This is a genomic window from Phycisphaeraceae bacterium, assembly GCA_019636655.1.
Classification (GTDB): Bacteria; Planctomycetota; Phycisphaerae; order Phycisphaerales; family UBA1924; genus JAHBXB01.
In genome coordinates this window covers 527,737-540,510 of record JAHBXB010000001.1, presented here as the reverse complement: position 1 = coordinate 540,510, position 12,774 = coordinate 527,737, and the positions used below count along the sequence as shown (strand labels likewise).

Below are 12,774 nucleotides of genomic sequence, written 5' to 3'. Positions count from 1 at the left end.
TTTCTGCGCAATTCAGCCCTGGCCCGTCGCTTGCTCGCACCGCCTGCAAGGACCGCTCGGGGTTACATGCTGGGTTCCCCGATGACGTCAGTCCGATGACCTGCCGCCTCGATCCCGAGGCTGGGCGGGTTGGGCGAGTCGTGGAGTCCATAGCAATGGTGACCGAGAACGATCGTGCAGGGCGTTGGGCTGGCGATGAGGGTCCGAGCTCAATCCGAGAAACGCTCGCTTCCCGCACGCTCACGCGGCCGCAGATCGTCGACCGCATCCTCTCCATGAACCCCTCCGCCACCGCCGGCTTCCTGGACCGGTTCACCGACCGCGCTCTCTCCGTCTACCTCGACCACCTGGTCAGCGCCCAGCGCCCCCGCGGCCGCGACGCCGTCTGGGAACGCCCGGGTGATACCCCAGCCATCCTCAGCGTCCCGGTGGCCGGCCGCGACGAATAGCGACTCAATCAGGGGGAGAGAGACGGGGGAGCGGAATTGTCAGAGGGGAAGGGGGAGGGGATGGGCAGGGGAGCGTCCGAAATTCCACCGGCTGCTTATGCGGGCCTTTGTTTGGTCCGATGCTGTGGTGCGCATTCGCGGTGGTCCTCAAGCGCCGGGCCAGGGCAGTCCGATAAACCCAGGCCAGGCGCGGCAGGACGCCGCGTGCGTAACGGAAGCACGGCCGGAGGCCGGGCCGGACGAACTCGTGTCGGAACCCGCCGCCGCGGAGTCTCGGCGGGGACCGCAGTCGCGGAGCACGGGCAATACCTCGCCCGCGTGTGCCGCGGGAAGAGGGTCGGACGTGGTGATGGTCCGACCGGGAGGCCTGGCCGAATGAAGACTTCAAGGAAGACCGTTGGCGTGGGCTCCGCCGCAGCCCTGGTTGCTGTTGCGGGCCTGATGGCGGGTTCGGGGTGCTCGAACAACTCTCGATCCGTCTTCTCGACGGTCCCCCCCGATAAGGCGCCGCTCGCAACGGGCGGCTCGATCGCAACGTCCCCGGCGACCAATCCGAGCGACACGATTGTCGGCAAACCGCTGAACCGGCAGAACGGCGCCATCGCGGCCGCGCCCGGCGCCTACCCCGATCCGCTCGAACTGGACCGCATGACCAAGAACGCGCTGAGCGAGTGGGAGGCCCAGGGCACGCAGGCCCCGGTCTTCGCCGCCGCGCCCGCCGCCCGGCGCCAAGCCGAGCCCGCCGTCAACATGTACGGCGAGACGCCCGGCAACCCCGCGATGACCAACGAGGCCCTGCTGCTCGACGGCATGGAGAGCCTCTCCCAGGTGACCTTCGCCGCCGAGGGCGGCGCGTTCGATCCCTGCGTCTCCCGCGACGGCAAGATGATTGTCTTCACCAGCACGCAGCACCGCCCCACCGCGGACATCTACATCAAGCCGGTCAACGGCCGCACGCTGACCCAGCTCACCGCCGATCCGGCCCACGACATCATGCCGGTGATCAGCCCCGACGGGCAGCGGATCGCCTTCGCCAGCAACCGGGCCGGATCGTGGGACATCTACGTGATGTCCGTCAACGGCGGCCAGGCGGTGCAGGTGACCAGCGACAAGACCCACGAGCTGCACCCGTCGTGGTCCCCGGACGGCACGCGCCTTGTCTTCTGCCGGCTGGGCGAGGTGAGCGGCCGCTGGGAGATGTGGGTCAGTGACGTGAACCAGACCGCCTCGAGCGAGTTCATCGGCTACGGCCTGTTCCCCTCGTGGTCCCCCGTCGCCGCGGGCGGCGAGGGCGGGCGCGACAAGATCCTGTTCCAGCGCAGCCGCGAGCGCGGCGACCGCGCCTTCAGCGTGTGGACGCTCGACTACAAGCCCGGCGACACCAGCAGCCCGACCGAGATCGCCAGCAGCCAGAGCGCCGCGCTGATCAATCCCGCGTGGAGCCCCGACGGGCAGCGCATCGTCTTCGGCGTGGTCCCCAACCCGGGCGCCGCGACCGGCGGCGCCACCCGCCCGCAGATGGCGGACCTCTGGATGGCTGACATCACCGGCGGCGGACGCGTGAACCTCACGGCCGGCCGGTTCGTGAACCTGATGCCGACATGGAGCCCGGACGGACGGATTTATTTCGTCTCCGACCGCGGCGGTGTCGACAACATCTGGTCGATCGGGACCGAGAAGGCTGTGTTTGCTGCGACGGGCACCGGTCGGGCCCGCCACACCGAAACGGCCACCGCGCCGGAGCACACTCCGGCCGCGGAACACTGATCGTCGAGCGGCCTCGCCTGACGGCGGGGCTGCTTCTTTCGCCCACCGCACCACCGGAGGCAGGAGCCGCCGGGCGGTGGGCGAGCAGGATCGTTGGCCGGGGCTGAGCCCCGGCGTCACGGCAGGACGCCATGACAAGTGTGCAGAACATGCTCAGGTGCCGTCGTGCGCCCGCGGCGTTCGCCGCGTGCGTGCTGGCGGCGGCGTGGGTTCTCGCGGCGACGGCGTGCAGCGAGCCCCAACTGGTCCCACCTCAAGTGGCCGTGTCGCCCTACGACACGACCAGGGGTGACGTGCTGTGGGCGGTGGCCCCGCTGATGAACGAGTCCGGGACATCATCCGTGGACTCGCTCGCGGTCAGCGACACCGTCGTGAACACCGTCACGGCGACGCAGGGGCTGGCAGCGGTTCCCATGAACCGGACACTGCTGGCGATGCGGGCGCTGGGGATGAACGGCGTGCGGTCCGGGTCCGACGCGAGGCGCCTGGCCCAGGCGCTCGGCGCCGACGGCGTGATCGTCGGCGTGATCACGGCCTGGGATCCGTACAACCCGCCGAAGGTCGGGATGGCCCTGGCGCTGTACGCAGCGCCGGGACGCTCGGTCCCCGCACGCGGGTTTGATCCGTCGTCGCTGCAGAAGGCGTACTCGGATCAGGATCCCTCTCTCAAGCAACGGAACGAGGACGAGCCGTCGGCGGTGGTCAGCGACTACCTGGACGGCTCGAACCACGGGGTGCAGTTTGATCTGAAGAACTACGCCGAGGGACGCCACAACCCGCAGAACAGCCCGATGGGGTGGCGGACATACCTGGCGAGCATGGACCTGTACACAGAGTTTGCGGCGTTCTGGACGGTGAACCGGCTGCTCGATGAAGAGCGACTCCGGCTCGCGCGGACAGCGTCGACAGCGATGGAATCCTCCCGCTGACCGCCGGCTTCGGCCCGCGGGACGCGGGAACGGAGCGACGGAATGAGCGGTTCACCAAAGCAGGCCAAGCACACCGGGTCGCACGGCGCCTACTCGGCGCCCGCGGCGACGGGCGGTCAGACGGTCACCCTGGTTAAGGGGGCGCACCGCTGGCTGTTCTCGTGCGGCCCGGGCGAGGAATCTTCGTTGCTGGCCTCTCTCTCGGAGTTGGCCGCGGCGGCGGGGGTGCCGTTTGACTATTTCGACGCGGCGCTGGTGAGCCACCAGATTGCGCAGCGGCTCAAGCCCGGCCTGAGAAGGGTCGATGGGGCAGGGGACTCGGTCAGATAACGCAGACAGGAACGCCTCCCGCCGAAGGGCGCCGAGGGACAACGGAGCGACTCGCATGTCAACACTTCCACTGACCAACGCCTTTACCACGTATCTGATCGATGAGCGGCACTTCAGCCCGTACACCGCGCGGTGTTACGGGGCCGACCTCCGACAGTTCGTGGAGTTCCTCGCCGACGAGAGCGGGCTTGACCTGGCCGATGCGCGGGAGCAGACCGCGTTCCAGCTGCGGTCAGGTGGATCGCCGCAGCCCCAGCCGCAGGCGCCATCCGGGACGCAGCCCCAGTCGGTGACGCGGATCATCTGCGAGGCGACGCCGGACACGATCCGGAACTTCCTGAACTTCCTCGGCACCAAGGACTATTCGGCGGCGACCATGGCGCGGAAGATCGCGACGCTGCGGTCGTTCTACAAGTGGGCGGCCAAGGGCGGGATCGCGAAGTCCAACCCGATGACGGCGATCCGCACGCCCAAGCAGAGCAAGCGGCTGCCCAAGGCAATCAGCATCGAACAGATCGAGAGGCTGCTGGCGACGCCCAGCGACCGGGACGTGCTGGGGATGCGCGACCGCGGGATGCTCGAGACGCTGTACTCGACGGGCATCCGGGTGAGCGAGCTGGTCGGCCTGAACGTCGAGGACCTCGACGAGGCGGGCGAGGCGATGCGGGTGCGGGGCAAGGGCAAGAAGGAGCGACTGGTGCCGCTGGGCACGCACGCACTCGCGGCGATCAAGCGGTATGTCGCGCTGCTGCGGGCGGACCCGCGGTACTCGAAGTTCTGGCCCGATCACGGGCAGTCGGGCCCGCTGTTCGTCAACAAGCACGGCAAGCGGCTGTCGACGCGGTCGGTTCGCCGCAAACTGGACAAGTACCTGAAGGCCTCCGGCCTGGACGCGGACATCAGCCCGCACACGCTGCGGCACTCGTTCGCCACGCACCTGCTGGAGAACGGGGCCGACCTGCGGAGCGTGCAGGAACTGCTGGGCCACCAGTCGCTGAGCACGACGCAGGTGTATACGCACCTGACCGCGCAGCGGCTCAAGGATGCGTACAACAGCGCCCACCCGCGAGCGGAAGCGGGTTGATCGACCGGTCTAATGAAATGCGTATCCGGAGCCTGCGCTCGCCGCGTGGGCTCCGGTTGTTTTTGGGATCACGGGTCGGGGTCGGGCGCGGCGAGGCTTCGGCGAACCTGGTCTCTCAACGCATCGGGCGTGATCTCTCGCGTCAGCGGGATCACGGCGCGAAGGCGCTGCTGGGGATCGATGACCACGGCGGCGGCGGTCGAGCCGGGAGCGAAGTAGGCGAGGGTTGTGGTCTCCGAGTGGCTCCACAGCACCCCCCCCATCCCCCCCTCCCCCTTCGCCGGGTCCGCGGCGTTTCCGCTCTCGGCGGTTCGATCGGCCGGGGGCTGGGTCCAGCGGCGGGCGGTCTCGCGGACGCGGTCGTACAAGCCGGCGGTCGCGAGATCGAAGACCGCTACGGGCCTGATGTCGAGCGGGGATGATGCCGGGGTGGTGTCGGTCCATGCGCGGCGCGCGGCCAGGGCGACCGCTTCGGGGTCGCCGGGATCGGGACCTGCCGCGGAGGCGCGGAACATGATGAGTACGACCGGAGCCGGGGGCGGTGTCCACGCCGTGTTGTCGGTCCTCATCAGCGAGAGGGGCGGTGTGCGGGCGCCGATTTTTGCCGGCTCGATCGAGGATCGGAGATCGGCGAGGGAGTCGAGGCGCTGCCGGTCGTCGACGTTGGGAAGGGTCAGCGATCCCGGCTGGGTGGCGAGCGGCTCGAGGGTGAGCCGGAGCAGGGTGCCGCGGCTGTTGATCCTGACTTCGCGAAGCATGCCTGACTTGGCGTCGGAGACGAGCGTGATCGGGCCCGCATCCGTGGCGCCGTTGATGGTCACTTCCGTGGGATCGTCGGCGTCGTCGACCGTGGCCTGGGTCCAGGCGATTCCTCGTGCGTACGGCGTGATGGTCGTGGGTGGGCGTGCAGAGTCGGAGAGGGCGAGGTCCAGTTGCGGCAGGGCCAACGGGGGGATCGCGCGGGCGAGGGACTCGGCGGAGAATGGTGGGGAAACGGGCAGGTCGGCGTAGCGTGCGGAGTCTGATGCGAGGAGGCCGATCACGCGGCGCTGGGTGGCCCAGAGTTGGAGCGGGCCGAAGTCGATGTGGAGCAGCGGCGCAGCGGGGGGCGGATCGGCCGGCGCGAGCGCCGACGGATTGAGTGTGACGATGTAGGTTTCGGAGCGGTCGATCGCGGGCAAGCTGGGGGCCGGGGGCCGCCGGAGCGAGAGGGTGATGCGCTCGGTGGTCGGTGCGGAGCGGTATGCCGCGCGGAGATCACGGAACGCGGACTCGACAGGGACGGGCATCGGTCCGGACGGGGCCGGCGCGGGCGCCGCAGCACCGAGGGCAATCGCGGCTGCGAGTACCGGGAGGGCGCGAAGCATCGGGACCCGGAGGAGGATCATGGGGCGCTTCCTTGCCGCGACGCACGGCCGACGATGGAGCGGGAGCGGAGGGCCTGAAGGAGGTCGGCGACGGACCGGCCGCCCCCCACGCCCGGGACGGGCATGGCGCCGGCGATTTCCGCGAGCGGCTCGAGGACGAAGAGGCGATCGGCGAGACGGGGGTGCGGGAGGTGGAGGCCGGGCTCGTCGATGACGGCGTCGGCGTAGAGGAGCAAGTCGAGATCAAGGGTGCGCGGGCCGAAGCGCGGGACGTTGACGCGGTCGCGGCCGCGGGCGGCTTCGATCGCGAGGAGATGGCGGAGCAGGTCGCGCGGGGGCAGAGAAGTATGGAGGAGCGCCGCCGCGTTCAGGTATGGGCCGCCGGCTTCGATCCCGAGTGGGGCGACCGGTGGGGTCTCGATCCGGCGGGAGACTGCGTAGAGGGCGGTGCCGGGGAGCCGGGCGAGCATGGCGAGGGCGGCGTCGAGGTGGGCGGCGCGGTCGCCGAGGTTGGAGCCGAGGCCAATGCAGGCGGGGGATGCGTGCGGCGTCGTCATCTGGCGGAAAGCGTAGAGGCCTGCGCCGTCCCGTGGAGGGGCGACGCAGGCCTGAGTGGAGACACTGGTTGTGCCGGGAGGCCGGCTATTCGGCGGGTTCGAGCTCGCGGACGCGGTGCTGCATCTGGGCCTTGAGGCGGGCGAGGATGCTGGAGTGCATCTGACTGACGCGGGACTCGGAGAGATCGAGGGTGGCGCCGATCTCCTTCATCGTGAGTTCCTCGTAGTAGTAGAGGATGACGATGAGGCGCTCGGCGCGGGAAAGGCCCTTGGTGATCAGGTCCTTGATGTCCTTGCGCTGGACGTCGGCGAAGGGGTTGCGCTGGGACTCGTCCTTGATGACGTCGATCTCGCGGACGTCGCGGGAGCCATCGGACTGGAAGCAGCGGCGGGTGAGGCTGAAGGTGGCGACGGCGGAGGAATCGCGGCGGAACTTGTCGAACTCCTCGCCCTCGAGCTGGAGGTTGCCGGAGAGTTCATCCTCGGTGGGCTCGCGGCCGCTCTCCATGATGAACTTCTGGCGGGCGGACTCGACGCGGGCGGTGCGGTGGCGGACGAGCCGGGGGACCCAGTCCATGGCGCGGAGTTCGTCGAGGATGGCGCCGCGGATGCGGGGGGCGCAGTAGGTCTCGAACTTGACGCCGCGGCCGAGATCGAAGGCGTCGATGGCGTCCATGAGGCCGAAGAGGCCGGCCTGCATGAGGTCGTTGGTGTCGACCTCGTCGGGGAGGCGGGTGGAGATGCGTTCGGCCGCGTAGCGGACGAGCGGGAGGAACTTCTCGATGAGGTAGTTGCGGATGTCCTGGGAGTGGGTCTTCTTGTACTCCTCCCAGACTTCCCTGATGGGCATCTCATCGAAAGCGGCCACCATGAGGCGGCGTGACTCGGCCTGTTCGGCCGTGGATTTCGTGCTTGCTCGTACCCCGCCCGCGCCCCTGCGACTGGTCCGTGTCGACATGGTCGGCTCCTTGACCACTGATCAATCTGCCTGCTGCTGAAGCAACGGGCTTGTCTTTGACCCGCCTCTCGATCCATGAGCGGCGAAGCGGTCACTATACCTGAGAGTCGCGCACGCAAGCAAGTGGTCCGTCACTTTCCTGCGCGAACGTGAACAACCTGTGGAAGAACTAGGCCGCGACGGCTTCAACGGTGGAGCCCTCCTGCGGCATGGACGGGGTGGCGGATTGGGAGTCCGACCCCGTCGCGGGTGGTGTGGTGAGCGATTCGATCATGGTCCGCTCGGCGACGGCGCCGACGGCAAGGCCGACGGCCCAGCAGACGAACATGCTCAGCAGGGCGCGTGCCAGGATGAAGTCGGCGGGGTTGTTGACGGCGAGGCCGGCGATCACGGCGACCGCGAACGCGGCGAGGCCCATCGACGCTGCGATGACTCTGGTCGGTACGCCGCGTGTCACGAACACTCCTCGGAAGGCACGCGGTCGAGCGACGCGGCCTGGGCATGCATCGGATATCGGATTCAGGCCGGGCCAAATCAAGGCGCGCGGCGGGACTTGAGCAAGAACGCGCACGAATGGCGCGATCAGGTGCGAAACAGCCGTGCGAACAGGCTCCTACGTCCGGAGAAAGCGGCGGCGGCGGGCCTGGGTGGGGGTTCGATCCCCAGATTCCGGGTGATGAACCCGCCGAGATCGGTGATGGCCCGGCCGGCCGGGGAGGCCTCGTGTTCGAGGAGCAGCGGCCGGCGCGAGCGGACGGCCTGGGAGACCCGCAGATCCTGCGCAATCCAGCCGGCGAGCGGGATGGTCAGGCCGAGGAATCGCTCGCTGACGCCGGAGATCCGGGCGTGGACTGAGGCCGCCTCGTCCTGGTCCCTGGCCTGATTCACGACCAGTCGAAGGGAGGGGAGTCGCCCCCCCCGGTCCCACGGCTCTCCCCGTCCCCCCCACTCACTCGCTGATCGTCCGCCACCATCGCTTTCCGGAACGGTGGCGAGGCACTTGATCAACGCGTAGGCGTCCGCGATCGCGGTGGGCTCGGGGGTGGTCACGATGAGCGACAAGTCGGCGGCGAGGAGGAAGGAGGTGACGCTTGAGCCGACGCCCGCGGCGGTGTCGATCAGGACCAGGTCGGCGCCGGCCTCGAGTTCATCGAGGGAATCGATCATGGCGGCGCGGTCGTGTGGCGAGAGATCGGCGAGACGGGCGATTCCTGCAGTGCCGGGGACGAGACGGAATCCGCCCGGTGCGTCGATGGCGATGTCGGCGAGCGACGGCCGGGACTCGGAGTCGTGGCGGAGGACGTGCTCGAGACGGTTGCGGGGCATGACGCCGCAGAGGACATCGGCGTTGGCGGTGCCCAGGTCGGCGTCGAGGAGGGTGACGCGGAGGCGCTGCCGAGCGACGGCGATCGCGAGGTTCACGGCGAGGCTGGACTTGCCGACACCGCCCTTGCCGGACCCGATCGCGACGAGGCGGGCAGCGCGGGGGTGCGGCGGCAGGATGCGGGGCGGGGCGGGCGTGGGCGCGTGCGCGGAGGGCTCGTCGGCAGCCGCGGGGGCTGGGGGAGCCGACATCGCCTCCATCAAGGCCCGCAGTCGGGAGGCCTGGTCGGCGCCCGTGGGCGCGAGTGTGGGCGGCCGGAGGGCGCCGGCGGTCATCGCGCGAGTTCCCCATCGAGCACGAGGCGAGCGAGGCGGTCGGCGTGCCCGGGCTCGATGTGGTCGGGCACTTCCTGGCCGGTGGTCACGAAGCTGAGGGCGGCGTTGGTGCGTCGGGCGACGCTGAGCAGGACGCCGAAGTTCACGGCCTCGTCGAGCTTGGTGAGGATGAGGTGGGTGGGGCAGGTGGCGGCGAACCGGTCGGCGGTCTTGAGCAACACGGCTTCGCTGGCGGTCGAGGAGAGGACGAGGTGGGTCTGGTGCGGGTCGGCGGACTCGATGAAGGCGCGGAGTTCGTCGAGGCGGGTCGCGTCGTTCTGGGAGCGGCCGGCGGTATCGATGAGGACGACGTCGCAATCGGCGAACGACTGGCAGGCGGCGGCCATGTCGGCGGGCGTGAGAGCGACCTTGAGGGGGACGGCGATGATGTCGGCGTAGGTGCGGAGCTGCTCGACGGCGGCGATGCGGTAGGTGTCGCTGGTGATGACGCCGACCTTTCGGCCGTGGCGGAGGCGGTAGGTGGCGGCGAGTTTGGCAAGGGTGGTGGTCTTGCCGACGCCGGTGGGGCCGACGAGGGCGATGGTGAACGGCCGGCCGTCGGGGCCGCGGGATGGGGTCGAGATGCCGGGGGAGACAGGGATCATCTCGGCGATGCGGCGGAGGACGGTCTGGCGGACGATGGACTCATCCGAGAGTTCGGCGGGGGTGAGTTCGTCGCGGACGGCGCCGACGAGCTGGTCGGCGAGGTCGCGGGCGACCTGGCATTCGAGAAGCCGGAGGTAGTGGCGGAAGAGGGCCTCGGGCATGATGCCGGCGTGCTGGGCCGGGGACGCGGACTGGAGGACCTGGCCGACCATGCGCTTGATGGCGCCGAGTTCGGCCTCGAGCGAGGAGGCAGCGGTGGCGTCCTGGGGAGCGAAGGGGGCGGGGATGGCAAGGCGAGAGGTCCGTTCCCTGGCAGCCGCGGGATCGGGCCGGGACCGTTGGCGGACGGGGAGCGTGGCGACCTCCGCGGGCGGGGGCGGCGCGGCGGGCGCCGGACGCTGTGTCCGGGCCGGAGTGGCAGCGGCGGTGTCGCCGTAGGCCTTTGCGACGGAGGCGGGGCTGACGGCGACGGCGGGAGGCTTGTTCATCGGAGCGGGCGCGGCGGCGGGAGGGGCCTGCCGGAGGCGCGGTGCGCGGACGTTGACGTCATCGGAGGCGATGACCTCGACGATGGGCTTGGCGCCGATCTTGAGCCAGCCGCCGAGCCAGCCGCCGGACTTGGTGGTCCGGGTGTGGAGAATGACAGCGTCACGGCCGAGGTCTTTCTTGACCGCGGCGAGAGCGTCGGCGATGGTGGGAGCACGAAAAGTCTTGAGTCTCATGAACGCCGTCCATGGCAGCGAGACAGATGGGCGTCCTGCCCGTCTCAATGATCGGAATGTGTGGCCATCCTACACAAACTTCGCTCCGCGTGCTGGAGGGACTCGGATCATGCCGCGGCAACCGCGGCTTCGGCATCCGGCGAGCCGACGAGGGCGAGCGATTCGACCTCGACGCCGGGGACGATCTCGTTGTAGGAGAGGACGGCCACGGTCGGGACCTGCGGGGCGATCAACTGGCGGACGACGCCGCGGACCTGCGGGGAGGAGAGGACGACGGGGTGGTGACCGGCGGCGGCGACCTGCTGCAGGGCCCTGAGGATCTGGCCGGCGATCTGGTTGGCGACGCTGGCGGGCATGGTGACGGCGGTGCCGGCGGTGGTGCGCTCGATGTAGCCGTTGATGCGGTCTTCCAGCGCGGGGTCAAGGGTGACGCAGACGAGCCTGAAGAGCATGGGGCCGGCGCCCTTTCCGGGTGCGGCGCCGGGGCGGTCGTCGACGGCGGAGGCGTATTGGAGGCAGATGGTGCGGCGGAGGGCGTTTCGGACGTATTCGGTGAGGACATCGAGATCCTTGGTCTTGGCGCCCCAGTCGGCGATGGTCTCCAGGATGGTCTCGAGGTCGCGGACGGGGACTCGCTCGCGGAGGAGGTTCTGGAGGATCTTCTGGAGGTCGGCGGGCTTGACGACCTCGGGGACGGTTTCCTTGACGAGCTTGGGGCAGCGTTCGGCGAGCTGGGTGGTGAGGTTGTTGACCTCCTCGCGGGTGAGCAGTTCGTCGGCGTGGAGCTTGACGAGTTCGGTGATGTGGGTGGCGAGGACGCTGCTGGGGTCGACGACGGTGTAGTTCATCGTCTCGGCGCGGTTCTTGAGGGAGGGATCGATCCACCAGGCATCGAGGCCGAAGGCGGGCTCCTTGGTCGGGATGCCGTCGATGGGGCCGGAGGCGATACCGGAATCCATGGCGAGGAGGCGGCCGGGGACGGTCTGGCCCTTGCCGACGGGGCTGCCGCGGATCTTGACGCGGTACTCGTTGGCGGGGAGGCGCATGTTGTCGCGGATGCGGACGGGGGGCAGGATGAAGCCCATCTCGGCGGCGAGTTGGCGGCGGATGGAGGAGATGCGGTCGAGGAGGTCGCCGCCCTGGTTGGAGTCAACGAGGGAGACGAGGCCGTAGCCGACCTCGAGTTCGAGGGTGTCGACCTTGAGGAGTTGCTCGGGCGGAGGTGGCTCGGGGCGGCCGGATGCGGGGTTGATGGCGTTGGCGGACTCCGCCGCGGCGGCGCGGCGGGAGCGAGTGGTGCCATAGGCGATGGCGGCGAGGAGGGCGGCGGTGGCGAGGAGGGGGATGGTCGGGAGCGGGGTGAGGGAGAGCAAGCCGAGGAAGCCGGCGGTCATGTAGAGGCCGGTGGGCTGGCTGAGGACTTGGCCGGTGAGTTCGGTGCCGAGGTCGGCCTTGGAGCCGGAGCGGGTGACGATGAGAGCTGCGGCGATGGAGACGACGAAGGCGGGGATCTGGGAGGTGAGGCCGTCGCCAATGGTGAGCTTGGTGAAGACTTCGGCGGCCTGTCCGGCGGGCCAGCCGCGCTGGAGGACGCCGACGGCGAAACCGCCGGCGACGTTGAGCGCGGTGATGAGCAGGCCGGCGACGGCGTCGCCGCGGACGAACTTGCTGGCACCGTCCATGGCGCCGAAGAAGTCGGCCTCCTGGGAGATGCGTTCGCGGCGGCGGCGGGCTTCGTCCTCCTTGATCAGGCCGGCGTTGAGATCGGCGTCGATGGCCATCTGTTTGCCGGGCATCGCATCGAGGGTGAAGCGGGCGGCAACCTCGGAGATGCGCGTGGCGCCCTTGGTGATGACGACGAACTGGACGATGATGAGAAGGACGAAGATGACGATGCCGACGGCGAGGGAATCGCCGGCGACGAAGTTGCCGAAGGCGCTGATGACATCGCCGGCGACGCCCATGGCCTCCTGCGGGGTGCTGGCGTCGGCGGAGAGGATGAGGCGCGTGGAGGCGACGTTAAGGACGAGGCGGAAGAGCGTCGTGCCGAGCAGGAGCGAGGGGAAGACGCTGAAGTCCAGCGGTTCCTGCATGTGGATGGTCGTGAGGAGGACGATGACGGCGAGGCTGATGTTGGCCGAGATGAGGATGTCCATCAGCCAGGGCGGGAGGGGGACGAGGATCACCACGAGCAGGCTCATGAACGCCAGCGGCACGAGCAGGCCGCGGTAGCGGTTCACGCCCAGAACCCACCTTGGGAGGGTGAAGCCGGACTGGGGAGCCATGATGACGGGTGACTTTGGCACG

Annotated in this window: 12 protein-coding genes; 5 read left to right on the top strand and 7 right to left on the bottom strand. The window is 69.5% G+C overall.

Features of this window, described 5'->3' with window-relative positions; genetic code table 11:
* The first annotated feature begins 155 nt into the window (after nt 1-155).
* The 5 genes from KF745_02340 to KF745_02320 all read left to right on the top strand — a co-directional run bounded on the left by KF745_02340 (nt 156) and on the right by KF745_02320 (nt 4,559).
* On the top strand, nt 156-449 hold the full coding sequence (locus KF745_02340; GenBank protein ID MBX3357246.1) for a hypothetical protein: 294 nt from the start codon (nt 156-158) through the stop codon (nt 447-449).
* Nucleotides 450-824: 375 nt separating this feature from the next.
* A complete protein-coding gene (locus tag KF745_02335) occupies nt 825-2,216 on the top strand; it encodes a PD40 domain-containing protein (protein ID MBX3357245.1) in 1,392 nt (463 codons plus the stop codon).
* A 131-nt stretch (nt 2,217-2,347) separates the two neighbouring features.
* Nucleotides 2,348-3,145: a hypothetical protein gene (locus tag KF745_02330; protein ID MBX3357244.1), complete on the top strand. Its 798-nt coding sequence runs from the start codon at nt 2,348-2,350 to the stop codon at nt 3,143-3,145.
* Nucleotides 3,146-3,187: 42 nt separating this feature from the next.
* Nucleotides 3,188-3,475, top strand: a complete 288-nt coding sequence (locus KF745_02325) for a hypothetical protein (GenBank protein ID MBX3357243.1) — start codon at nt 3,188-3,190, stop codon at nt 3,473-3,475.
* Between the two features lie 55 nt (nt 3,476-3,530).
* Nucleotides 3,531-4,559, top strand: coding sequence for a tyrosine recombinase XerC (locus KF745_02320; GenBank protein MBX3357242.1), 1,029 nt, complete (start codon nt 3,531-3,533; stop codon nt 4,557-4,559).
* 68 nt (nt 4,560-4,627) lie between these two features.
* On the opposite strand, the gene KF745_02315 is transcribed toward KF745_02320, so the two are convergent.
* The 7 genes from KF745_02315 to flhA all read right to left on the bottom strand — a co-directional run bounded on the left by KF745_02315 (nt 4,628) and on the right by flhA (nt 12,773).
* Complete coding sequence (locus KF745_02315; GenBank protein MBX3357241.1) at nt 4,628-5,947, bottom strand: hypothetical protein; 1,320 nt, start codon at nt 5,945-5,947, stop codon at nt 4,628-4,630.
* A complete protein-coding gene (gene folK / locus KF745_02310) occupies nt 5,944-6,483 on the bottom strand; it encodes a 2-amino-4-hydroxy-6-hydroxymethyldihydropteridine diphosphokinase (GenBank protein ID MBX3357240.1) in 540 nt (179 codons plus the stop codon). The genes KF745_02315 and folK overlap by 4 nt, the downstream gene beginning before the upstream one ends.
* Nucleotides 6,484-6,568: 85 nt before the next feature.
* Nucleotides 6,569-7,354: a FliA/WhiG family RNA polymerase sigma factor gene (locus tag KF745_02305; GenBank protein ID MBX3357239.1), complete on the bottom strand. Its 786-nt coding sequence runs from the start codon at nt 7,352-7,354 to the stop codon at nt 6,569-6,571.
* 256 nt (nt 7,355-7,610) lie between these two features.
* Nucleotides 7,611-7,898 carry a hypothetical protein gene (locus KF745_02300; GenBank protein ID MBX3357238.1) on the bottom strand — a complete coding sequence of 96 codons (288 nt, stop codon included), beginning with the start codon at nt 7,896-7,898 and terminating at the stop codon, nt 7,611-7,613.
* A gap of 125 nt (nt 7,899-8,023) precedes the next feature.
* A complete protein-coding gene (locus KF745_02295; protein ID MBX3357237.1) occupies nt 8,024-9,100 on the bottom strand; it encodes an AAA family ATPase in 1,077 nt (358 codons plus the stop codon).
* Nucleotides 9,097-10,467 carry a flagellar biosynthesis protein FlhF gene (gene flhF / locus KF745_02290; GenBank protein MBX3357236.1) on the bottom strand — a complete coding sequence of 457 codons (1,371 nt, stop codon included), beginning with the start codon at nt 10,465-10,467 and terminating at the stop codon, nt 9,097-9,099. Before flhF ends, KF745_02295 begins: the two co-directional genes overlap by 4 nt.
* A gap of 107 nt (nt 10,468-10,574) precedes the next feature.
* On the bottom strand, nt 10,575-12,773 hold the full coding sequence (gene flhA / locus KF745_02285; GenBank protein MBX3357235.1) for a flagellar biosynthesis protein FlhA: 2,199 nt from the start codon (nt 12,771-12,773) through the stop codon (nt 10,575-10,577).
* Between the last annotated feature and the right edge of the window lies 1 nt (nt 12,774).